At 68.6% G+C, this 20,477-nt stretch carries 26 protein-coding genes; 16 read left to right on the plus strand and 10 right to left on the minus strand.

Features of this window, described 5'->3' with window-relative positions; translation table 11 throughout:
- The first annotated feature begins 15 nt into the window (after positions 1-15).
- Positions 16-456 carry an MmcQ/YjbR family DNA-binding protein gene (locus RS85_RS11705; protein WP_046013626.1) on the plus strand — a complete coding sequence of 147 codons (441 nt, stop codon included), beginning with the start codon at positions 16-18 and terminating at the stop codon, positions 454-456.
- 2 nt (positions 457-458) lie between these two features.
- Here RS85_RS11705 and RS85_RS11710 read toward each other — a convergent pair whose 3' ends face one another.
- Positions 459-1,922 carry an MFS transporter gene (locus tag RS85_RS11710; RefSeq protein ID WP_046013627.1) on the minus strand — a complete coding sequence of 488 codons (1,464 nt, stop codon included), beginning with the start codon at positions 1,920-1,922 and terminating at the stop codon, positions 459-461.
- A 28-nt stretch (positions 1,923-1,950) separates the two neighbouring features.
- Positions 1,951-3,300, minus strand: coding sequence for a M20/M25/M40 family metallo-hydrolase (locus RS85_RS11715; protein WP_046013628.1), 1,350 nt, complete (start codon positions 3,298-3,300; stop codon positions 1,951-1,953).
- A gap of 65 nt (positions 3,301-3,365) precedes the next feature.
- Here RS85_RS11715 and RS85_RS19890 point away from each other — a divergent pair, with 65 nt between their 5' ends.
- From RS85_RS19890 to RS85_RS11735, 6 genes are all read left to right on the plus strand, one after another.
- Positions 3,366-3,533: a hypothetical protein gene (locus RS85_RS19890; RefSeq protein ID WP_200894828.1), complete on the plus strand. Its 168-nt coding sequence runs from the start codon at positions 3,366-3,368 to the stop codon at positions 3,531-3,533.
- Positions 3,534-3,564: 31 nt separating this feature from the next.
- Entirely contained in the window at positions 3,565-4,575 is a 1,011-nt protein-coding gene (locus RS85_RS11720) for an FUSC family protein (protein ID WP_046013629.1), read from the plus strand.
- A gap of 119 nt (positions 4,576-4,694) precedes the next feature.
- The gene (locus RS85_RS11725) at positions 4,695-5,060 is read left to right on the plus strand and encodes a hypothetical protein (RefSeq protein WP_442921955.1); all 366 of its coding nucleotides are present in this window, start codon (positions 4,695-4,697) and stop codon (positions 5,058-5,060) included.
- A complete protein-coding gene (locus RS85_RS20205; RefSeq protein ID WP_160298626.1) occupies positions 5,057-5,233 on the plus strand; it encodes a hypothetical protein in 177 nt (58 codons plus the stop codon). Before RS85_RS11725 ends, RS85_RS20205 begins: the two co-directional genes overlap by 4 nt.
- A gap of 82 nt (positions 5,234-5,315) precedes the next feature.
- On the plus strand, positions 5,316-5,582 hold the full coding sequence (locus RS85_RS20210; protein ID WP_046013630.1) for a thioredoxin family protein: 267 nt from the start codon (positions 5,316-5,318) through the stop codon (positions 5,580-5,582).
- 90 nt (positions 5,583-5,672) lie between these two features.
- Positions 5,673-6,083 carry a VOC family protein gene (locus tag RS85_RS11735; protein WP_046013631.1) on the plus strand — a complete coding sequence of 137 codons (411 nt, stop codon included), beginning with the start codon at positions 5,673-5,675 and terminating at the stop codon, positions 6,081-6,083.
- 28 nt (positions 6,084-6,111) lie between these two features.
- Here RS85_RS11735 and thrC read toward each other — a convergent pair whose 3' ends face one another.
- The 3 genes from thrC to RS85_RS11750 form a co-directional block, all read right to left on the minus strand.
- Entirely contained in the window at positions 6,112-7,515 is a 1,404-nt protein-coding gene (thrC, locus tag RS85_RS11740) for a threonine synthase (protein WP_046013632.1), read from the minus strand.
- 227 nt (positions 7,516-7,742) lie between these two features.
- Entirely contained in the window at positions 7,743-8,345 is a 603-nt protein-coding gene (locus RS85_RS11745) for a response regulator transcription factor (RefSeq protein WP_046013633.1), read from the minus strand.
- Complete coding sequence (locus RS85_RS11750; RefSeq protein WP_235282421.1) at positions 8,342-9,544, minus strand: sensor histidine kinase; 1,203 nt, start codon at positions 9,542-9,544, stop codon at positions 8,342-8,344. Before RS85_RS11750 ends, RS85_RS11745 begins: the two co-directional genes overlap by 4 nt.
- A gap of 112 nt (positions 9,545-9,656) precedes the next feature.
- Here RS85_RS11750 and RS85_RS11755 point away from each other — a divergent pair, with 112 nt between their 5' ends.
- From RS85_RS11755 to RS85_RS11775, 5 genes are all read left to right on the plus strand, one after another.
- Complete coding sequence (locus RS85_RS11755) at positions 9,657-10,211, plus strand: hypothetical protein (protein ID WP_046013635.1); 555 nt, start codon at positions 9,657-9,659, stop codon at positions 10,209-10,211.
- 225 nt (positions 10,212-10,436) lie between these two features.
- On the plus strand, positions 10,437-11,996 hold the full coding sequence (locus tag RS85_RS11760; protein ID WP_046013636.1) for a sigma-70 family RNA polymerase sigma factor: 1,560 nt from the start codon (positions 10,437-10,439) through the stop codon (positions 11,994-11,996).
- Positions 11,997-12,045: 49 nt separating this feature from the next.
- Positions 12,046-12,381, plus strand: a complete 336-nt coding sequence (locus RS85_RS11765; protein ID WP_046013637.1) for an ArsR/SmtB family transcription factor — start codon at positions 12,046-12,048, stop codon at positions 12,379-12,381.
- The gene (locus tag RS85_RS11770; protein WP_046013638.1) at positions 12,381-13,049 is read left to right on the plus strand and encodes a cation diffusion facilitator family transporter; all 669 of its coding nucleotides are present in this window, start codon (positions 12,381-12,383) and stop codon (positions 13,047-13,049) included. The genes RS85_RS11765 and RS85_RS11770 overlap by 1 nt, the downstream gene beginning before the upstream one ends.
- Positions 13,050-13,066: 17 nt before the next feature.
- A complete protein-coding gene (locus RS85_RS11775) occupies positions 13,067-13,972 on the plus strand; it encodes an SDR family NAD(P)-dependent oxidoreductase (RefSeq protein ID WP_046013639.1) in 906 nt (301 codons plus the stop codon).
- A gap of 147 nt (positions 13,973-14,119) precedes the next feature.
- On the opposite strand, the gene RS85_RS11780 is transcribed toward RS85_RS11775, so the two are convergent.
- The 4 genes from RS85_RS11780 to RS85_RS11795 form a co-directional block, all read right to left on the minus strand.
- Entirely contained in the window at positions 14,120-15,139 is a 1,020-nt protein-coding gene (locus tag RS85_RS11780; protein WP_046013640.1) for a TerC family protein, read from the minus strand.
- A 204-nt stretch (positions 15,140-15,343) separates the two neighbouring features.
- On the minus strand, positions 15,344-15,751 hold the full coding sequence (locus RS85_RS11785; protein ID WP_046013641.1) for an arsenate reductase ArsC: 408 nt from the start codon (positions 15,749-15,751) through the stop codon (positions 15,344-15,346).
- Positions 15,748-16,104, minus strand: coding sequence for a CHY zinc finger protein (locus RS85_RS11790; RefSeq protein ID WP_046013642.1), 357 nt, complete (start codon positions 16,102-16,104; stop codon positions 15,748-15,750). The genes RS85_RS11785 and RS85_RS11790 overlap by 4 nt, the downstream gene beginning before the upstream one ends.
- A gap of 12 nt (positions 16,105-16,116) precedes the next feature.
- Complete coding sequence (locus RS85_RS11795) at positions 16,117-16,959, minus strand: helix-turn-helix transcriptional regulator (RefSeq protein WP_046013643.1); 843 nt, start codon at positions 16,957-16,959, stop codon at positions 16,117-16,119.
- Between the two features lie 126 nt (positions 16,960-17,085).
- On the opposite strand from RS85_RS11795, the gene RS85_RS11800 reads away from it, so the two are divergent.
- From RS85_RS11800 to RS85_RS11805, 3 genes are read left to right on the plus strand one after another with little or no spacing between them, the layout of a single operon-like run.
- Positions 17,086-18,027 carry an SDR family oxidoreductase gene (locus RS85_RS11800; protein WP_046013644.1) on the plus strand — a complete coding sequence of 314 codons (942 nt, stop codon included), beginning with the start codon at positions 17,086-17,088 and terminating at the stop codon, positions 18,025-18,027.
- On the plus strand, positions 18,024-18,128 hold the full coding sequence (locus tag RS85_RS20245; protein ID WP_442921956.1) for a NucA/NucB deoxyribonuclease domain-containing protein: 105 nt from the start codon (positions 18,024-18,026) through the stop codon (positions 18,126-18,128). Before RS85_RS11800 ends, RS85_RS20245 begins: the two co-directional genes overlap by 4 nt.
- The gene (locus RS85_RS11805) at positions 18,125-18,703 is read left to right on the plus strand and encodes an SMI1/KNR4 family protein (RefSeq protein ID WP_046013645.1); all 579 of its coding nucleotides are present in this window, start codon (positions 18,125-18,127) and stop codon (positions 18,701-18,703) included. Before RS85_RS20245 ends, RS85_RS11805 begins: the two co-directional genes overlap by 4 nt.
- 10 nt (positions 18,704-18,713) lie before the next feature.
- Here the strand turns inward: RS85_RS11805 and RS85_RS11810 are convergent, their stop codons facing one another.
- Positions 18,714-19,550 (minus strand): CPBP family intramembrane glutamic endopeptidase, encoded by an 837-nt coding sequence (locus RS85_RS11810; protein ID WP_046013646.1) that lies wholly within the window; start codon positions 19,548-19,550, stop codon positions 18,714-18,716.
- A gap of 128 nt (positions 19,551-19,678) precedes the next feature.
- Between RS85_RS11810 and RS85_RS11815 the strand changes: the two genes are divergently transcribed.
- A complete protein-coding gene (locus tag RS85_RS11815) occupies positions 19,679-20,464 on the plus strand; it encodes a DNA/RNA non-specific endonuclease (RefSeq protein WP_046013647.1) in 786 nt (261 codons plus the stop codon).
- Positions 20,465-20,477: the final 13 nt, after the last annotated feature.

Below are 20,477 nucleotides of genomic sequence, written 5' to 3' on the forward strand. Positions count from 1 at the left end.
GGTGAAGGAGGTCACATGAATGGCGAGGAGCTGCAGGAGCGCGCTCGAGCACGAGTCGAGGAGCTCCCCGGTGCCGTTCTGGAGTATCCGTTCGGACCCGAGTGGGAGGTGTTCAAGGTGCGGGGCAAGGTGTTCCTGTTGATGACGGATGTCGCCGGTGACCCGATGGTGACCCTGAAGGCCGACCCGGAGGACAGCAAGGCGCTCCGGGAGCAGTATGACGCGGTCACTCCCGGGTACCACATGAACAAGAAGCACTGGATCACGGTGCACCCCTCCGAGGACCTGGAGTCACAGCTGATCGACGACCTGGTCACGGATTCATATCTGCTCGTCGTGGCGAACCTCCCACGCGCGAAGCGGCCCGTCGACCCTGCCACGTTCGGACAGGACGACCGACGCGGTGCCGCCGGGATGCCACCCGAAGACACCGAGCGATCGATCCGGCAGGGCTGATCTCAGACGACCGGCGCAGCTTCCGCCTCGACGGACCGGTCGGTGAAGGCCTCCTTGGGCACGAACAGCAGCAGCACGGCCGCGGCGAGCGCCGTCACGCCGCACACGACCCAGACGGTGAAATACCCCGCGAGCGTCCCCGCCGTGCCCTCGGCCGCTCCGGCGGCCGTGCTCGCGAACCCGTTGAGCAGCGCGATGCCGAACACGCACGACGCGATCGCACCGCCGACGGTCTTCACCGAGTTCGTGAGACCAGTCGCAACGCCCGTCTGCGAAGCAGGAGCAGCGGATGCCGCGGCCGCCGGCAGAGCCGCGACGAGGGCACCCGACCCCAGGCCGACGATGACCATGTTGATGATGACCTGGGCGTAGGTGTCATGGAACGGCAGGAACAGCAGGAAGCCGACTCCGACCAGCACAGATGCGCCCATCAGCGTCAGGCGTGGCGACAGTCGTCGCGCGATGATCGGGAACAGCAGGGCACCCGCGATCATGGCGATCAGGTAGACGCCGATGATCAGCGAGGTGGCGAACCCGGTCGTGCCGAGGCCGTAGCCGTAGACGTCCGGGTCGGTGCGCGCGAAGGTCGACAGCGGCGCCTGGGCGCCCAACACGCTCACCCCGAACAGGCCGGCGGTCAGGAAGACCGGCCCCAGCGCGGGTGAGCGGAACATGCGCACGTCGATGAGCGGGTCATCGCAGCGGAGCTCCCACAGCACGAACGGAATCACGAGCAGCAATCCCGCGATGACGACCGCCCACGACCAGGGGTTCACGAGCCCGCCCTCGAGGCGCAGCAGGCTCAGGCCTCCGGTGAAGCAGACCAGCGCGAGTGAGATCAGCATCAGGCCGACCGTGTCGAACAGGCCGCCGGTCGGATCCGGAGACTCCTTCACCCCGAACAGGATCACGAAGAAGCAGATCACGATGAGCACGGCCGGTACGAGCAGCACGACGGTCAATGGAAGCACGTCGATCAGTGCGCCGCCGACCAGGGCGCCGATGATCGCGCCGCCTTCGAGTGCGGCGACGAGGAGTCCTGCCGCCTTGGCCGTGATCGAGGAGCGTCCTTCCATCCGCCGCGAGCGCGACCAGATGAGTGCGATCTCGAGCGGAAGCCAGACGACGTAGAAGCCCATCAGCGCCCAGGCTGCGAGGAAGACGCCGAAGGAGTCCGTGAAGGGGAGCACGAGAGCGGCTGCCGCGGTAAGGGCGGTCGAGATCATCAGCATCCGCTTGTGGCCCACCATGTCGCCGAGCTTCGCGAACGCCGGCACGACGAGCGCCGACAGCATGAGTTGAGCGCCTTCGAGCCAGTTCACGTCGGCGTCGTGGATGCCGAGATGCCGGGCGATGTCGGTGAGCATCGGCGTGTAATAGCCCTGCAGCACACCGCTGGTGAACTCGACGAAGGCGAGGAAGCCGACGACGACGGCAAGGGTGCCCAGTGTGCGGTTGCGCGTCATCGCGTCTCCTTCGGGTGCCTGGGTGACATCAGACTAGCTGTTCGAGGAGCGCACGATGGAAGCGCTCCCCGCGCTCCAGGGCGGCGATCTCGACGCTCTCGTCGACCCCGTGGATCGACGAGCGCTGGGCATTCGACATCTCCAGCGGCGCGAACCGGTAGACCGCGGGAGAGAACCGGTGGAAGTGCCGCGAGTCGGTGGCCGCCATCATCACGTAGGGCACGGCGGGGATGCCGGGATGGGAGACCTCGAGGGCTGCCGCGAGCAGCGCGAACTGCACGTTGTCGGTCGGCGACTCCGGCGACGGCTCGCTCGCCTCGAGCACCTCGACCTTCACGAGCGGATCGCGGATGCGGCGACGCACCCGGAACACGGTCTGCTGCGTCGTCTCTCCGAGCGCGAGGCGCAGGTTCACCGTCGCCGACGCCTGAGAGGGCAGCACGTTCGCCGCGGTCCCGCCGGACTGCATGGTCGGAGCGACCGTCGTGCGGATGAGCGCAGCGGGTTCGCCGCCGAGCACAGCGAACACCCGGGCGGTGAGGAGAGGTGCTGCGCCGAGCAGCCGCAAGAGAGGGCGGGCCGGGCCGGGCGTCCGCGTGGCCAGCTGCGACAGCATCCGTCCGATCGCCGCCGGTGTGCGCGGCCGGAACGTCGCAGGTCCCAGGCGGTCGACAGCCCGGGCGATGCGCCGCACGGCGGTGAGCGACGGGGGTGCGGAGGCGTGACCGCCAGCACCTCGAGCCGTCAGCTGCACGGTCATCACCCCCTTCTCCCCCACGCCGATCATCGCGGCCCGCCCCGGAACGAAGGGCAGCGGCGCGTCGACCACGGCACCGCCCTCGTCGACGACGAGCCACGGGACGATGTCGCGATCACGGAGCACCCGCGCGATCTCTTCGGCCGCGTGCCCGTAGGTCTCCTCGTTGCCGCCGAAGGAGAGATACACATCGCGCGCCGGCACGAAGCCGTCGGCGAGAAGGTTCTCGACCGCCTCCAGCACCACGATCAGCGGCCCCTTGTCGTCGAGGGCACCGCGACCGTACACCGAGCCGTCGGCGATCACCCCCGCGAAAGGAGGGTGCGTCCAGGCATCGCTCTCGTCGACCGGCACGACGTCGTAGTGGGCCATCAGCACGACAGGGCCATCGGATGCCGTGTCACGCCCCGTCCAGTGGAGGAGCAGCCCGAAGTCGGTGTGCCTCTCGAGCCGGAGGTGCTCATGCGTGAGCGGGTAGAGCTCGGCGAGAAGGGCGACGAAGTCCTCGAACGGTGCCGGACCGCGCTGCTCGAGCTCGGCCGAGACGGTCGGGATCCTGATCATCTGCGAGAGCCGCTCGGCGATGCCCGGGCGCACGGTGGCTGTGGTCACAGTCGTCATCGTAGCGAGCGTGGGCGCGTCCGCGCGGGGCGAGCTGGCCGTCGGTCGTCTCATATCCTGACCGAATGAGGATCGCCGTCGCAGGAGGAACCGGTGTCGGCCGGCGCACCGTCGAGCGGGTTCGAGCCGCCGGCCACACGCGGATGGCGGGCATGCGCGCCGGAGACGCCTTGCCCGGTCCGGATGCCGACCTCGGGTCGGAGACGTTCGACCAGTGGCTCGCCGCGCGCTGAACCGCGGGCGAGCCGGGAGGACAATGGAGCGGTGAGCCTCTTCGCCTTCGCCCCGTCGCGAGGCCCGCGGTGGCCCCTGGCGCTGCAGGCCGCGGCGGGCATCGGCGTTCCGATCGCTCTGATGACGCTTCTCGGCCAGCCCGCGCTCGGCTACATCGCCGCGAGCGGAGCTTTCACCGTGCTGTTCGTCGGATCTGCGCCGGTCGTCGACCGCGCGCGCGTTCTTCCGCTGGTCGCCGCCGGCCTCGTGCTCAGCGCCACTCTCGGCGTGCTGGTCGCGCCGAACCCGTGGCTGGTGAGCGCGGGCGTCGTGATCGTGGCGATCGTCTCGGCCGCTCTCGCCTTCGGCTTCCGCCTCGGACCGCCCGGACCGTTGTTCTTCATCCTCGTCTTCGGCCTCTCCGCGCACGTGATCGTCGTCTCTTCGATCACGCCCGTGGTCTACATCGCCGCCCTCGCCGCGGGGTGCGTGTTCTCGTACCTCGTCGCGCTGACTCCTCTGTTCCTCCCCCGCGCCCGGGCGACGGCCCCGAGGTCGTTGCCGGAGCTGCTGCCGGGGCCGTCGTTCGACGGCGGGACCCGAGTGCTGATCCTGCGGGTGGCGCTCGTCGCGGTGCTCGGCGTGCTTCTCGGCCTCGTGATCGACCCTGCGCGCACGTATTGGATCGTCGGCTCGGCGGTGGCGGTCATCGGTGTCGCCGCCGCGCGGAGAGCCGCCTTCGAGCGCGGACTGCATCGGATGCTCGGCACTGTCGTCGGCGCCGGGTTGTACGCACTGCTCGCGCTCCTGCATCCGTCGGGGCTCTGGCTCGCCCTGCTCCTCGCCGCTCTGCAGTTCGCGATCGAACTGGTCGTGGTGCGTCACTACGCGCTCGCGCTGGTGTTCATCACCCCGTTGGTTCTGCTGCTCACGGGTGCGGCGACAGGGGAGATCGGCGCGATGGACGTGGCCTGGGAACGGATCGTCGACACCGTCGTCGGGGCGGTGCTCGGCGCGGCATCCGGTGTGCTGCACCCGCGGGCGGAGCCGAGGGCCGGCTGACTCCCTCCGCACCGCTTCTGCACAACGGCGTCACAGATCGAGTTATCGCGATCCGCCGCCGCGGCCACAGGCCCCTTGGCAGGATGGGGTGATCCGCAGAGAATGAGAGGGTGCCCGCCTTGACCGAACCGCAGACCTGGACCGTGATCGGTGCCGTCATCGCCCTGATGTTCGGCATGCTCACGATCGTGTCGACCCTCTTCATCCGCGTGCTCCGTGCCGAGATCAGCGGCGTGAGAGGGGAGATCGGCGGGCTGCGCGGGGAGCTCCGCGGGGAGATCGGCGGGCTGCGCCGGGAGATGATCGGCCGGTTCGACGCCGTCGACGAGAAATTCGTCGCGGTCGACGCGCGCTTCGACGCGGTCAACTCGCGATTCGATGCGGTCAACATGCGCTTCGACTCCGTCAATACGAAGATCGAAGGACTCGATCGCGATGTGCGCGCTCTCGTGAAGCGCACGTTCGGTCTGGACAGAGGCGAGTGACCGTCGGCCTCGCGCCGTCCGGCTCTTTCGAGGCTGCGGAGGTGCGCTTCACCGACGCCGACGAGATCGACACCGACGGCCTGGCGGGATGGCTCTCCGCGGCTCGGCAGATCCTATGGGACTACGACCACATCCGCACGAACCGCGGTCTCGTCAAGCGCACCGACTTCTGAGCGCGTCCGCCGAGCCGGGAACAGCGGACGGCATCCCGCGGTTGCATCCGTAGAGCCGCGGCGTTACGGAGAAGAGGTGCACATGGAGCTCACCCTCGTGTCATCTTCGTTCTGCGGCGCCTGCGCACGCACCCGGTCGGTGCTCGCCGACGCGGTGCGCTTCCTTCCCGACGCCACGGTCACCGAGATCGATGTCGCCCGGGAGCCTGATGCGGCCGAGGCGCTCGACATCCGCTTCACGCCCACGGTCATCATCCGCGACGAGGACGGGGCCGAGGTGTTCCGCGCCGAGGGCGTGCCGACGGTCCCCCAGGTGCTGACCGCCGCGGTCAAGGCGTTACCCGCCTGAGGCAGAACCCCTTGCAGCCGCTCCGTTCGCGGCGAAGAATGACGTGCACCGCCGTCCGGCGGCCACGCCCTTCACCTCCCGGAGTCGTTCATGCCAGATCTCAACCCGTATCTGTCCTTCCGCACCGACGCCCGTCCGGCCCTGGAGTTCTATCAGAGCGTCCTGGGCGGCGAACTCGGCATCAGCGTCTTCGGAGATTTCCCTGACATGGTCCAGGATCCGAGTCAGCAGGACCTCGTGATGCACGGTCAGCTGAACACGCCGGACGGCCTCGTGCTGATGGCCTCCGACACGCCGGACGGCATGACGTATGAGAAGCCGCAGGGCATCTCGGTATCGCTCAGCGGCAACACGCAAGAGGTCACTCAGCAGGTCTGGGACAAGCTCTCCGAAGGCGCGACCCTCACGATGCCGCTCGATGTCCCGCCGTGGGGCGGAACGTTCGGGATGCTCGTCGACCGCTTCGGCATCGCCTGGAGGCTGCACGGCGATCCGGAGTAGAGCGAAGGCGGCGCCGGCCGACGTCGGCTCAGTGCAGCGCGTTCTTCTCGATGAACGCCCGGAGCGCATGCTCGTCGTCGGCCATCTCCGTCACGTGCTGCGGGGCGCCGAGCATCTCGCGCAGCTCCGGCGCATAGGCCAGCTCGACGCCGATCGCCTCGCGAATCGTCTCGGCGAACTTCTCGGGCTTGGCGGTCTCGAGCACGAGCATCGGCACGCCGGGCTCCAGGTACTCGCGCGCGATCCGGACGCCGTCGGCCGTGTGCGGGTCGATGACCTCGCCGGTCGTCTCGTAGACCGAGCGGATCGTGGCAAGACGGTCGTCGTGGGTCGACGTGCCGCTCACGATGCCGAACTCGTCGACGAAGCGCTCGAGGTCGGCCGAGAAGTCGAAGAAGCCCTGCTCCTCGAGATCGTGCCAGGCACCCACGACCCGCGAGGCGTCGCGTCCGACCAGCTCGAAGATGAAGCGCTCGAGGTTCGAGGCCTTCGAGATGTCCATGGAGGGGCTGGAGGTCGCCAGCGTCTGCGCCGCGCTGCGCGGGCGGTAGATCCCGGTGCGGAAGAACTCGTCCAGCACGTTGTTCTCGTTGGCGGCGAGCACCAGGCGACGGATCGGCAGGCCCATCTGGCGGGCGTAGAAGCCGGAGAGGATGTTCCCGAAGTTGCCGGACGGCACCGTGAAGGAGAGCTCGGTCCAGCCCCCGGCATCCGTCGCCCGCAGCCAGGCCCAGAAGTAGTAGACGACCTGCGCGGCGATACGGCCGAGGTTGATGGAGTTGACCGCGCCGAGGTTCTGCGAGCGCTTGAAGACGAGGTCGCCGGCGAGGTGCTTGACGAGGTTCTGGCAGTCATCGAAGACTCCCTCGACCGCGATGTTGTGCACGTTCTCGTCATCGATCGAGAACATCTGTGCGCGTTGGAACGCGCTCATGCGCCCCTGCGGAGACAGCATGAACACGGCGACACGCTCCTTGCCGCGCAGGGCGTGCTCGGCGGCGGAGCCGGTGTCGCCCGACGTCGCCCCGAGGATGTTGAGCACGGCATCCTGACGCTCCAGCGTGTACTCGAGCACCTGGCCGAGGAACTGCATGGCCATGTCCTTGAACGCCAGCGTCGGGCCCTCGGAGAGCCCGACGAGCGTGAGATCGTCGTCGATCGCCCGCAGCGGGACGACGCTCGCCGGGAAGTCCTCATAGGCAGCCGCCGTCATCCGCGCGAGATCTGCGCGCGGGATGTCGGTCGCGAAGAGACCCAGCACCTCGGTCGCCAGCTGCGGGTACGTCAGTGCGCGCCACCGCTCGAGCGTCTCACCGTCGACCGTCGGCAGGACCTCGGGAACGGCGAGTCCTCCGTCGGGCGCGAGGCCCTCCAGCAGCGTCTCGCTGAACGACTGCGGCTGCATGCCGCCGCGGGTGGAGATGAACTGCACGTGGGCTCCTCAGATCGGGACTCGGCGCCTCCATTCTCTCAGGCGGCGAAGACCGTCGACGACGCGATGACGGATGCCGCGGCCGATCAGAACAGCGACGTCGGCAGCGCCCCTTCGAGTTCGAGGAGCCGTCGTTCCGTGGCGAGCCCCTCGCCCTGATCGCCGCCGGAGCAGCCATCGGCAGATCCAAGCTCGTCAGCACGCCGCCGAAGTAGGCGCGCGCTCCGTCAGATCCAACCGCGCTCCTCGGCGATGAGCACGGCCTGCTGCCGGGTGCCGACATGCAGCTTGCCGAGGATCACAGAGATGTGATTGCGCACCGTTCCCGGTGCCAGCGCGAGAGTGCGGGCGATCTGCCCGGTCGTCTCACCACGTCGTCCGGCCCGCAGCACATCGAGCTCACGGTCGGTGAGCGGCGAGCGCTCGTCGCTGAGGGCGTCGGCGGCGATCTCCGGATCGACATAGCGCGCTCCGGCAGCGACCCGGCGGATCACCGCCGCGACCTCGTCGGCACCGCGCGACTTCGGCAGGAATCCCGCGACTCCGGATGCCAGCGCCCGGCGCAGCACTCCCGGCCGCGCGTGACGCGTGACCACCACGCACCGCGTCGCGATCGCCTTGTTCAGCCGCTCCGCGACCTGCACGCCGTCGAGCCCCGGCATCTCGAGATCGAGCAGGCACACGTCGGGCTGCAGGCGCAGAGCTTCGGCGACGGCCTGCTCCCCGTCCGCGCACTCCGCGACGACGTCGATGTCGTCCTCCAGCCGCAGCAGGGCGGCGAGCGCGGACCGGATCATGCCCTCGTCGTCCGCGAGCAACACCCTGATCATTGCATCTCCTCCCCGGTCGAGGGCACCGTGACGATCACCACGAACTCGTCCGCCTCCGCGCGCACGTCGAGAGTGCCCTGCGCCTCCTCGATCCTCCGGCGGATGCCGGCGAGGCCCGAGCCGTCGTCTCCGACATCGAGGCCCGGCACCGCGTCGTTGGCGATCTCGTAGCGCCAGGCATCCGCTGTCCTGGTGAGGGCGAGGTGAGCGCGGCGCCCTCCCCCGTGCCGCAGCACGTTGGTCGTCGTCTCGCGGATCACCGGACCGAGAGCGGATGCCGGTGCGGCGGCGGCCCCGGGATCGATGACGGCCTCCACCTCGAGGCCAGCGGCGCGCAGGAGGTCCCTCGCATTGGCGAGCTCATCGCTCAAGGGGACGGAACGGTAGCGCGTCGCCAGGTCTCTCGTCCCCTGGCGCGCCTCGTCCACGCTGACCCGCGCGGCACGGAGCTGCTCCATGCCGGCATCCGGATCGCGTGGCAGCAGCCGCTCCGCGAGTTCCAACTGCAAAGCGATGACCTGGAGATGGTGCCCCTGCAGGTCGTGCACATCGGTCGCGACGCGCAATCGTTCCTGCGTCGCCGCGAGCCGGGCTTCCGACGCCCGGGCGCGATCGAGGGTCACCATCACGTCCCAGAACCACAGCGAACTGACGGTCATCGACGGCAGCAGGGCCCCCATCGCGAAAGGCACCAGCCAGGGAGTCCCCGCACCGAGCACATCGGCGGATGCGTCGACGAAAGCGAGCACCCCCAGGAGCACGGTCGCGGCGATGACCACCCGGAAACGAACCCCGCGGGGCCAGTTCAGCAGCACCAACGACTGCACGAGAGGCATCGCGGCCAGCTGCCAGCTGTCGGCCAGTGGCCCGGCGACCGCGCCGAACGCGGCGGCGACGAGCAGGGGGAAGGCGAGTCGCCTCCACGGAACTCCCGGTCCCGCATCGATACGGTGGCGATAGTCGAGCAGCAGCAGGAGGGTCGACGCGCACCAGATCACTCCCCCGACCGCGATGAAGAGCACGAGAGCCCCGCGCGTATCGGTGGCTCCGACAGTGAGCACCCAGAAGCTCATGACCATGAGCTCGATGAACAGGACTGCGGATGCCGTGTACCACCACGTGGCGTTGACTCCGCGGGTCAGGTACAGGGCTCCCGGGTACGGTTCCTCGGGGGCGACGGGCTCGGTGCTGCTGGTCACGCTCAACACCATACGGGTGTGACAGATGTCACGGTCGCGGCGGGCGATCCACCCGGGAAGCGGTGACGCTCCGGCACTGTCACCCGAGGCGCCGGAGCGATGGACTGTTCTCATGAACCTCATCGAGATCTTCCAGAACTGGGTCGCTCAGGTCCCCGACCTCGTGCAGCCGCTCATCGTCGCCCTCGCCGGCGCGATCCCCTTCATCGAAGGAGAGGGGGCAGCGAGCATCGGCATCATCGGCGGCATCCACCCTGTCGTCGCCGCCATCTCCGCGATGGTCGGCAACTTCCTCTGCGTCGCAGTGCTCGTCCTGGCGAGTTCGGGTGCGCGCAGCGCCATCAAGAATCGCTCACGCGTCACCGAGCCCGCCCTCGTGAACGGCGGGTCCGGCACGGATGCACCGGCTGTGACGGACGGCGCGGCCCCGGAACCGGACCGCAAAGCCGCACGCCGCGAGAAGTTCCAGCGGGCCTTCGAGCGCTACGGCGTTCCGGGTGTGAGCCTGCTCGGTCCGCTGCTGCTCCCGACCCAGTTCACCGCGACCATGCTCGCCGCGGCCGGAGTCGGCAAGGCGCGGGTGCTGTTCTGGCAGGCCCTCGCCATCATCGGCTGGACCACCGCCGTGGCCGTCATCGTCGGCGGCGCGGTCTACGCCGTCCGCTGAGTCGGACCTGCCGACGACGGATTTCGTGGACTCGCGTCATGATCTCGCGATACCGGGGTCTTGCTTATGACGGAAGGCGGGCCTTTGGGGATATCGGTCCCGCACCGTCAACCGGCCGCCCACCCCTCACATCGAGCGGCCATCGGGTGGGGTCCTCCCCAGGACCCCACCCGCTTCTCGTTCTTCGTCGTCATGATTCCGTCGTGACAGCCGGATCGATATACAGTGTTCGGCATCGTGCGGGAAGCCGGACGAGCACGGCAGGAAGCGCGAGGACCGATCATCAGCATCGACGAGGACGCTGCCGCCCCCACGGATGCCGAGCTGCTCCACCGCAGTCGCCAGGGTGATCGACGCGCCTATTCCGAACTCTGGCGCCGGTACTCGCCCATCGCCGTCGCCTATGCGCGCAGCCTCGGTGCGGCGCCGCCGGATCCGGAGGATGTGGTCTCGGACGCATTCCTGAGCATCCTGCAGCTGCTGCGTGCGGGCAGAGGCCCCGAGGAGAGATTCCGGCCGTATCTGCTCACCACCGTGCGGAACACCTGGATGACCGCCGCCCGCCGCACGCCGACGACCGTGCCGCTCGAGGACGTGGAACCCCCGCATTCGCTCATCGGGACGATCGAGCCCGAAGCGATGGTGGACTCAGCGGCACTCGCCGAGGCCTTCTGCGCTCTGCCGGAACGCTGGCAGCATGCGCTGTGGCTGAGTCAGGTGGAGCGCCTCCCGCCGCGGGAGATCGCCGAGGCACTGGGTCTGCGGGCGAACGCGGTGTCGGCCCTGACGTACCGCGCGCGGGACGGGCTGCGCAAGGCCTGGATCAGTGCGCATCTCCGTCGCGCGCCGGCCGGCTCCGTCCATGCGCGCGTGATCGAACTGCTCGGCGCCTATGCGCAGGGCGACCTGGGGCCACGTCCGCAGAAATTCGTGACCGAACATCTCGCCTCCTGCGCCGACTGCCGCGAGGCAGCAGGAGAGGCTCGGCGCCTGGCGCGTGCCATCACCCTCGGTCCGCTTCTCGTGGGCGGCGCAGGGCTGGTCATCGCCCCGGGGCTCTTCTCCGTCGGCGAGGCGTCCGCGGCGGTCGCCGTCGCTGCACCGGTGCTCTGGCCCGCCGCTGCGGCCGTCGCCGTGGCCCTCGCCGTCGGGGGCGGCCTGCTCGTGCGCACTCCCCCGGCGCCGGATGCCGCGGGGGCCGGTGTCCCCGCGGTCGCGCTGCCTGCACGGGAGGCGCCGAAAGCATCCTCCGACGACGTGCTGCCGGCTCCGGCGTCGTTCACCCTGCCGGACAGAGCATCGGTTGTTCCTGGCCCGCCGACGGCGACTCCGCCGCCGGGAAGGGCCCCCGCGATCCCTCCGATCGTTCCCGCTCCTGCGGCCCCCTCCGACCCCCCACCGGTCGACGGCGGAGGCGAGCGGGTCGACCACGCCGTGCCGGACGCGCCCGCGGCGGAGTCGTCGAGGTCAGTCGCTCCCTCGCCCACGTCCGCGAGAACGGTCGCCTCCACCTGGTACCTGTCCGTCACGGTCGAGCAGGTCACCGCGGATCCGGCATGCCAGCCGATCGCACGGATCTCGGTCTCGGGATCCCCCGGCGCCCTCGTCGCCGTCCTCATCGATGGCGACGTCGTCGGCACGCCTGGGGAACTCGCCCCGGACGGCGCCTGGTACGGCGAAGTCACTCTCCCCGCGGGCGTCCGACACCACACGGTGTCACTCCATCACGTCGACGCGAACGGAGATATCGGCGAGCTGATCGTCCAGACCGAGATCGCGTACTGATCCTCTGTTCAGATTTCGCTGAGTTCAGCCGACTCTGTACTATTGCCGGATGAGCACTGCCACGGCATCCCTGACCCACACCGCAGCCGTTGCCCGTCTGGGCCACGCTCTCTCGGATCCGACGCGAGCCGGCATCCTGCTCGCCCTGCGCAGCTCCGCCCGGTACCCGGCCGAACTCGCCGACGCGCTCGGCGTCTCGCGACAGATGATGTCGAATCACCTGGCCTGCCTCCGCGGCTGCGGGCTCGTCGAGAGCACGCCGGACGGCCGACGCAGCAGCTATCGCCTCACCGATCCCCACCTCGCACCCGCGCTCGACGAGTTCATGCGCGTGTCGCTGATCGTCGAACCGGACTGCTGCGACGGCGAAGGCTGCACCTGCTGATGTCGACGCTCACCGCCGCGCGACGCGAGATCCTGCATCGCCGCATCCGCCTCATCGTCGCGATCACCATCGGCTACAACCTGATCGAAGCCGGCGTCGCGATCGCCGCGGGATCGGTGGCCTCCTCTGCCGCTCTCGTCGGGTTCGGCCTCGACTCCTCGATCGAGGTGCTCTCCGCCGCGGCCGTCGCCTGGCAGTTCACGCGGCGCGATCCCGAGCGCTGGGAGAAGCCGACCCTGCGCGTCATCGCCGTCGCCTTCTTCGCTCTCGCGATCTACGTCACCGTGACATCCGTCGGCGCCCTGTTCACGGGTGAACGCCCGGAGCACAGCACGGTCGGAATCGTCCTGACGGCCGTCAGCGTGGTCATCATGCCCTTCCTCTCGATTGCGGAGCGGCGGGCCGGACGCGAGGCCGGGTCTGCCACCGCCGTCGCCGATTCGAAGCAGACGCTCATCTGCGCGTACCTGTCCGCCGCCGTCCTCGTCGGTCTGCTCACGAACTCGCTTTTGGGCTGGTGGTGGGCGGATGCCGTCGCCGGCCTGGTCATCGCGGCGTTCGCGGTGCGCGAGGGCGTCGAGGCATGGAAGGGTGACGCCTGCGCGACCTCGGTCGGGATGATCTTCGATGAGCAGGAGCACGTGCACGACCTCGAGCCGCACGACTGAGCGCGTAGGTTGAGGGGATGGATTCTCGTCCCTCGCACGCGCACGAGCTGGTCGGACGAACGATCCTCGTCACAGGAGCCAATGCCGGGATCGGCTACTGGTGCGTCGAGAAGCTCGCCGCACGAGGCGCGCGGGTGCTGCTGGGATGCCGGTCGCCCGAGCGTGCGCGGACCGCGGTGGACGCCGTGGTCACGCACGTTCCAGAGGCGGATCTGCGCGTCATCCCGGTCGATCTCGGCTCCCTCGACAGCATCCGCAGCGCCGCTGGAGAGATCGGCGAGCGGCTGGACGCGATCATCTGCAACGCCGGGGTCAAGACCGCTCGGCCGGACGCACGCACCGCGGACGGCTTCGATCTGATGATCGGCACCAACTTCCTCGGGCATTTCGCCCTCCTGGCACAGGTCGCATCCCTCCTCGACGACGATGCGCGAGTGGTGGCGGTCGGCTCGATCGCCCATCGCTTCGCCCGCCTCGACCCCGACCGCCTCGCGGACCCGTGGCGCGGGTCGTCGCTGCGGCAGTACGGCCGCTCCAAGGCCGCGCTGATGGCGTTCGCGGTCGGGCTCGACCGGCGCTGGTCGGGTTCGGCGCTCTCCGCGCTCTGCGCGCATCCGGGGTATGCGGTCGATCCGCTGACCGCGCCGCGTCCCGGGCTCGCACAGGTACCCGCTCCTGTCCGGGCACTGGCCGCACTGAGTCGGCCGTTCGTACAGGGAAAGGACGACGGTGCCGCACCTCTCATCCACGCGGCCACGTCGCCCGAGGCCATGAGCGGCGAGTACTGGGGCCCTGGCGGCATGCTCGAGTTCCGCGGCGCGCCCGCGCGTGTGACCGCGTCGGACGAGGTGCGGTCGCCGGCGACCGGGGCCGCGCTCTGGGCAGCCGCCGAACGCATGACCGGCATCCGCTTCCCTGCCTGAGTGGATGTCGGATGCCGGCGCCGGACTGGCGTCAATCGGGCATCGCGACGACGACGAGGAGCAGGAAGAGGTGCGCGCGGCGCTCGGGCTCGGGCTCGGGCTCGGGCTCGACGCTGTAGCAGCCGTCGGCGAAGCAAGCACCTCGCGTCAGGAGAGCTCCTTCTGTGGCTCCGCCGTCGCCGACGGAAGCTCGTCGGTGCTCCCGCGATCACCGCGGGTCTTGATCAGGCTCGCGACGGTCGCGACCGTGATCGTCGCGGCGATGAACAGCAGAGAGAACCAGATCGGGATCTTGGGCGCCCAGAGTACCGGGTCACCGCCGTTGATGAAGGGCAGTTCGTTGACGTAGAGCGCATGCAGGACGAGCTTGACACCGATGAACGCGAGGATGACGGCGAGACCCTGAGCCAGGTAGACGAGGCGCTCGAGGAGTCCGCCGATGAGGAAGAACAGCTGGCGCAGCCCCATCAGCGCGAAGGCGTTGGCGGTGAAGACGATGTACGCCTCGTCGGTCAGCCCGTAGATCGCCGGGATCGAGTCGACGGCGAACACGAGATCGATGAACCCGATCGCGATGATCGTGAGCAGCATCGGGGTGACGAAGCGCTTGCCGTTCTTCACGACCGTCAGCTTGTCTTCGTTGTACTCGTCGGTCACGGGGAGGTGTCGACGGACGAAGGTCATGAAACGACCGTTCGCGGGGTTGCCCTCGTGGTTGCTGAAAGCCTGGCGATACGCGAGGACCAGCAGCAGGGCGCCGAACAGGTAGAAGATCCAGGAGAAGTTCTCGATGAGCGTCGCGCCGACCGCGATGAACATGCCGCGCAGGATCAGGGCGATCACGATGCCGATCATCAGCACCTTCTGCTGGTAGATCTTCGGCACCGCGAAGCCGGTCATCACGATGAGGAACACGAACAGGTTGTCGATCGACAGTGCCTTCTCGGTGAGGTAGCCGGCGAAGTACTCGCCTCCGAAGGTCCATCCGGAGGTGACGCCGACGCCGACGCCGAACAGCACCGCCAGGCCGATGTAGAACGCCGACCAGCGCGCCGATTCGCCGATGGACGGCTCATGGGGCGTCCGCACGTGAGCGAAGAACTCGTAGACGAAGAAGGCGATCGTGATCGCGATCGTGATGATCCAGATCAGAGGGGTGATTTCCATAGTGGCTCCAGACTTGGCGTGACAAAGCAGCGCCAAAGTCTTCTCCATTCCTGCATTCAGGAACCGGTGGCCCGGGATGCGACGCGCATCCGTAATGACGACCCGACCGTATCGGAGTACTCCCCTTGGGATCTCCAGGATACAGGGGGCGGGATCCGCTCCCTGTGGATCCGCCGACAGCGATCGGTCGACGGATCGATCGAATCAGACCAACTCGCTCACGAGCTGCGCGATCCGCGCGCGGATGTCGTCCCGGATCGGACGTACGGCATCGATACCCTGGCCGGCGGGGTCATCGAGCGTCCAGTCCTCGTACCGCTTGCCGGGAAAAAACGGGCATGCGTCGCCGCAGCCCATGGTGATCACGACATCGGATGCCTGGACGGCCTCGGTCGTGAGCACCTTCGGCTGCTCGGCGGTGATGTCGATGCCGAGTTCGGCCATCGCCTCGACGGCGGTCGGGTTGATCTGATCAGCCGGCATGGATCCGGCGGAGCGCACCTCGATGCGGTCCCCTGCGATGTCGCGCAGGAAACCGGCCGCCATCTGAGAGCGGCCCGCGTTGTGCACGCACACGAAGAGGACGGAGGTGACGGATGCTGCGCCGGTCATGGTGACTCCTGAAGGTCGGTCTCGAAGTACAGGTGCGCGTGCAGGGCGCACCGCTCGTTGAAGGGTGAGTGGCACCTCGGGCATGCGGTGACGGTGATGTAGTCGGCGATCGACAACTCGTCCCCGCACGCGCCGCACAGGATCGCCTTCTCCGCACGGGCATCGAGCGGCCACTGCTCGGCGGGGTGCCCGGCAGCCTCTTCATGGCAGAGGTGGCACGGGTAGTACTCGCCGCAGCAGGCGAACCGGATCGCGATGATGTCGACGGCGCTCCGGTAGTGGACGCACCGGGTCATGTCGTCCACGACCGCGCCGCGCACCGGCGGGCGATCGCGGCGTGGCACACCAGTCATGTCTTTCGCCTCTCAGTGCGCATATCTCGGCCCGAGCACGGAGAGCAGCCGCAGCTTCTCGTGGCTCTCCGATCCCGGGGCGGCGGTGTAGACCAGGAGCGCCTGCGAGGATGCCGGGTCGACCAGGCTCTGGCACGACAGATCGAGCGCTCCGAGTTCGGGATGCAGGAAGCGCTTGGTCTCTCGCGGGCGCAGCCCGATCTCCTGCTGCTCCCACAGCATCCGGAATTCCGCACTCTCCTCGCGCAGCAGCCGACAGAGCTCTGCAGCACGCGACTCAGGCCCGTTGCGCGCCATGACCTCGCGTAGGCCCGAGACCCACAGCCTCGCGAGAAACGCGTGGTCGCGCGGGTCGTAGAGAGCACGGGACTGCGGATCCGTGAACCATCGGAAGCCGATGCTGCGCTGCGGTCCGGTCAGCTGCGCCGTGTCGCCGGTGAGCGCGACGCCGAGCGTGGTCTGACGGAGCGTCTCCCCCAGCTCCGTCACGATCTCTGCGGGCGTGTCCTGCAGCCGGTCGAGGATGCGCAGCATCCCCGGCGACACATGATCGCCTTCTGCTCCCCTGGTCGGCGGGTGATGTCCGGCGAGCCGGAAGACATGATCTCGTTCATCGACGGACAGATGCAGGCCCTGGGCGATGGACGCGATCATCTGCTCGGACGGCAGAGGGCCGCTGCCACGTTCGAGGCGTGCGTAGTAGTCGGAGGACATATGGCTGAGCGCCGCCACCTCCTCGCGCCGGAGGCCCTCGGTCCGGCGCCGCTGCCCCCGGGGCAGACCCACGTCCTCCGGTTGCAGCACGTCGCGTCGTCGTCGGAGGAACTCCGCCAGTCCCGCCCTGTCGATCTCCATGCCACCGGCATCCTCTCGTCGTTGATGATCCTGACATGCCTCTGATGCGGCATCCACTGATCGACGAGTCCTGGATGGCTCGGCGCGCAGCGGCGAAGGTGGAGGAGACCTGAAGGAGCACCTGCCATGCCACGCACCATCGACATCACCGTCCCGTCCCTGATCGGCCGTCGCGCCGTCGTCACCGGGGGGAGCGACGGCATCGGGCTGCGGATCGCCGCGCGTCTCGCCGCCGCCGGCGCGGATCTCGTGCTCCCTGTCCGCAACCTTTCCAAAGGCGAGGCCGCGGTCGCCGGCATCCGGTCGCGCACTCCGGACGCGCAAGTCACCCTGCTGCCCCTCGATTTGTCGTCGCTGGCGTCGATCGAGTCCTTCGGCGAGAGCATGCGAGCCGACGGGCGGCCCGTCCACCTGCTCATCAACAACGCGGGGGTCATGACTCCGCCCGATCGACAGACCACCGCAGACGGTTTCGAGCTGCAGTTCGGCACGAACCATCTCGGCCACTTCGCGCTCGTCGCCGGGCTGCTTCCCTTGCTGCGAGCGGGAGAGGCGCGTGTCACCTCGCAGATCAGCATCGCGGCCAACGAGCGATCCATCCACTGGGACGACCTCAACTGGGAGCGGTCGTACAACGGCATGCACGCCTACAGCCAGTCGAAGATCGCGTTCGGTATGTTCGCGCTCGAGCTCGATCGGCGCAGCGAGGCCGAAGGCTGGGGAATCACCAGCAACCTCTCGCACCCGGGCATCGCACCCACGAGTCTGCTGGCCGCACGTCCGGAACTCGGCCGGGCGCAGGACACGCTCGGGGTGCGACTGATCCGCTGGGGCTCCGCCCGCGGCATCGTGGCCGGCACGCCCGAGACTGCGGCGCTTCCCGCCCTGTTCGCGGCGACCTCGCCCGAGGCGCAGCGCCGCCGCTTCTACGGTCCGAGCGGCATCGGGCATCTCGGCGGTGCCCCCGGCGAGCAGCGGCTCTTCTCCCGGCTGCGGAGCGAGGAGGAGGCGCGGCGCGTCTGGGAGATCTCCGAAGAGCTGACCGGTGTCGCGATCGCGGTCCCTTGAGGCAGGCCGCGCAGAACCACCAAGGTGGGAAACTGAGCAGCTTCTACCGCAACAATGGCGTCAACCCCGGTGACCAATTCCACGTAGCGTTTGGACCATGATGATCGACGGACTTCTCCATTCTCTTTCCGCGATCGAGGAGGCCAACCGAAACCTGGGTCGCACCACGCTTCTCCAGCAGCTGCAGAACGGTACCTCGGCAGACCGCGTGCGGGATTCACTGAACAGCATCGGGTTGCGTTCCACTGAGGAAATCGAAGCCCTGTACGGGTGGCACGACGGAATTGCGGACACCGACGCCGCCATCGGCCGGATAACGCTATGGCCGGCCTTCTATTTCACCTCGCTGGAGGAGACGGTGGCGAACTATCGAGCCTTCGTCGACGACGCGCGCTGGACGCCGGGATGGCTCCCTCTGTTCGCCAACGGAGGCGGGGACTTCTACGTCGTCGACCTGAGCACCCCTGGCGATACGCCTATTCGCCTTTTCCTCATCGACGAGGATGAACACCCGATCGAATTCATGTCGCTGACCGCTATGTTCGCGACGCTCGAGGAAGCATTCCGCCGTGGCTGCTTCTATCTGACGCCGGAGGGAGTCTTTCGCAAGGACTATCCTGCCTTCGGAAAGCTTGCCGCAGAGATGAATCCAGATGTCGCGTGGTGGCAATCCTGACCGCTGAGGGCTAGACGCTGCGTGCGGCTCGGCGGGTGCGCAGGTCTTCCCGGATGACGCTCACCACGCTCGCGAGCACCACGGCCATGAGCAGGATCTGCGCGATCGCCGAGACGGGGTTGCCCGGATCCGAGGACGCCTCGGGGAGGGCCTCGGCCGGGTTGCCCGCTTCCGCGCCCACGTAGAGGACGAAGTCGGTGAACGCGTGGATGAGCACCGCGACCCACAGCCGACCGCTCACCCGCCGGACCCAGTAGAAGGTGATTCCGCTCAGCGCCAGGAACGAGACCTGGAAAGCGATCGCTGCCGGTGGCAGCCTATGCCAGATGCTCGAGTAGACGTGAGCCAACGCGAAGGCGACAGCCGTCACGAGCAGCGTGACGAACTCACCATGACGCTCGCGCACCGAGACGAGCAGGATGCCGCGGCACACGAGCTCCTCGCCGAGCCCCACGAGCAGCGTGCCGACCGCCACGATGAGGATGAACGACACGGCACGATCGGCCCACGGAGTCGTGAAGACCTGACCCAGCGGGATGAGCAGGGCGAACATCGGGATCGAGACGAGCCACCAGCGCCGCGGATTGAGACGAACGGTCGGGGTCTCGCGCCACACCGGACCCCACCAGCCTGCCCAGCGCACGAACAGCAGAGCGAGCCCGATCGCGATCGGAAGCGGGATGAGGTGGGACAGGGCGAACTCGGCCGTCGCGTCGTCGCCGGCGAGGCCGCCGAGCACGTTCCCGAGGCCCGCGGCGAAGAGGATGTACACCACGAGCGCCACCAGACCGATCCAGATGCGCGGGCGCAGTCTTCTCCCGTCGGTGCGCTCGGGCGTTGCTGTCATGATCGACCTCCGAGGTCGAGTATGACGCACGATCGGAAGGCCCTGCTCACCTTGACGCCGTGAGAAATCGTGCGGAACAAGCGCGTCGCCGAGGACCGGATGTCGGCGGGGTCGGGCACGATGAGAGCATGACCGACGGCTACGACTCCGACTTCCTCGCGACCGGCGTACCGCTTCCTCGACCCGCGCGACCGGTGCGAGAACTCGCCTACCCGCGGTTCTCGGTACTGCTCGACCCGCAGCGCCGGCTCGCCGCCGTCACGGCGGTCCACATCGACGGTCGCCTGCTCCTCGATCTGCCGCGCACGGGCGAGTGGCGCCTCGATCCGCGCATCGACGACGGCGAGCAGACCGGGCCGGAGGTCTATGCGCGCAATGACCTGGACCGCGGGCATCTGGTGCGCCGGCGCGACCCGGGGTGGGGCGGCACTGCAGACGCGCGCGATGCGATGGAGGCGACCTTCTTCTATCCGAACGCCGCTCCGCAGGCGGCCGGCTTCAACCAGTCGAAAGAGCTCTGGCTCGGCCTCGAAGATCACGTGCTCGCGTACGCCGAGGCCACCGACCAGCGGGTGAGCGTGTTCACCGCGCCGGTGCTCGCCGAGGACGACCCTCCCTATCGCGGCATCCGCATCCCGCTGAGGTTCTGGAAGATCGCCGCCTGGCAGGCTCCTTCGGGACTGCGCGCCGCAGGATTCGTGCTCGACCAGACCGAACTCATCGACACGCGGGAGGGGCTGCTCGCGAGCCCACCTCTCGGCGCGTTCCGCACTTTCCAGGTGCCGATCGCCGAGATCGCCGCGCTCGCATCCGTCGACTTCGGTCCTCTCGTGGCCGCCGACGTTCTAGGCGACGAGAAGCTGCGGGCGGAGGGGTGGCGGGAACTGTCCTCCCCCGGAGACCTCGTCCTTTGACGTCGAGGTCTCC

Origin of the sequence: Microbacterium sp. SA39 (assembly GCF_000967865.1) — a bacterium.
In the GTDB taxonomy this organism is placed as follows: Bacteria; Actinomycetota; Actinomycetes; order Actinomycetales; family Microbacteriaceae; genus Microbacterium.

Coding starts and splice junctions, on each gene's coding strand:
- RS85_RS11780 (WP_046013640.1), bottom strand. CDS start 15,139: ATGGAAATCACCCCTCTGATCTGGATCATCACGATCGCGATCACGATC.
- RS85_RS11810 (WP_046013646.1), bottom strand. CDS start 19,550: ATGACAGCAACGCCCGAGCGCACCGACGGGAGAAGACTGCGCCCGCGC.
- RS85_RS11775 (WP_046013639.1), top strand. CDS start 13,067: ATGGATTCTCGTCCCTCGCACGCGCACGAGCTGGTCGGACGAACGATC.
- RS85_RS11705 (WP_046013626.1), top strand. CDS start 16: ATGAATGGCGAGGAGCTGCAGGAGCGCGCTCGAGCACGAGTCGAGGAG.
- RS85_RS11790 (WP_046013642.1), bottom strand. CDS start 16,104: ATGACTGGTGTGCCACGCCGCGATCGCCCGCCGGTGCGCGGCGCGGTC.
- RS85_RS11815 (WP_046013647.1), top strand. CDS start 19,679: ATGACCGACGGCTACGACTCCGACTTCCTCGCGACCGGCGTACCGCTT.
- RS85_RS11715 (WP_046013628.1), bottom strand. CDS start 3,300: ATGACGACTGTGACCACAGCCACCGTGCGCCCGGGCATCGCCGAGCGG.
- RS85_RS11745 (WP_046013633.1), bottom strand. CDS start 8,345: ATGATCAGGGTGTTGCTCGCGGACGACGAGGGCATGATCCGGTCCGCG.
- RS85_RS11805 (WP_046013645.1), top strand. CDS start 18,125: ATGATGATCGACGGACTTCTCCATTCTCTTTCCGCGATCGAGGAGGCC.
- RS85_RS11710 (WP_046013627.1), bottom strand. CDS start 1,922: ATGACGCGCAACCGCACACTGGGCACCCTTGCCGTCGTCGTCGGCTTC.
- RS85_RS11795 (WP_046013643.1), bottom strand. CDS start 16,959: ATGGAGATCGACAGGGCGGGACTGGCGGAGTTCCTCCGACGACGACGC.
- RS85_RS11785 (WP_046013641.1), bottom strand. CDS start 15,751: ATGACCGGCGCAGCATCCGTCACCTCCGTCCTCTTCGTGTGCGTGCAC.
- RS85_RS11800 (WP_046013644.1), top strand. CDS start 17,086: ATGCCACGCACCATCGACATCACCGTCCCGTCCCTGATCGGCCGTCGC.
- RS85_RS11735 (WP_046013631.1), top strand. CDS start 5,673: ATGCCAGATCTCAACCCGTATCTGTCCTTCCGCACCGACGCCCGTCCG.
- RS85_RS11765 (WP_046013637.1), top strand. CDS start 12,046: ATGAGCACTGCCACGGCATCCCTGACCCACACCGCAGCCGTTGCCCGT.
- RS85_RS11770 (WP_046013638.1), top strand. CDS start 12,381: ATGTCGACGCTCACCGCCGCGCGACGCGAGATCCTGCATCGCCGCATC.
- RS85_RS20210 (WP_046013630.1), top strand. CDS start 5,316: ATGGAGCTCACCCTCGTGTCATCTTCGTTCTGCGGCGCCTGCGCACGC.
- RS85_RS11755 (WP_046013635.1), top strand. CDS start 9,657: ATGAACCTCATCGAGATCTTCCAGAACTGGGTCGCTCAGGTCCCCGAC.
- RS85_RS19890 (WP_200894828.1), top strand. CDS start 3,366: ATGAGGATCGCCGTCGCAGGAGGAACCGGTGTCGGCCGGCGCACCGTC.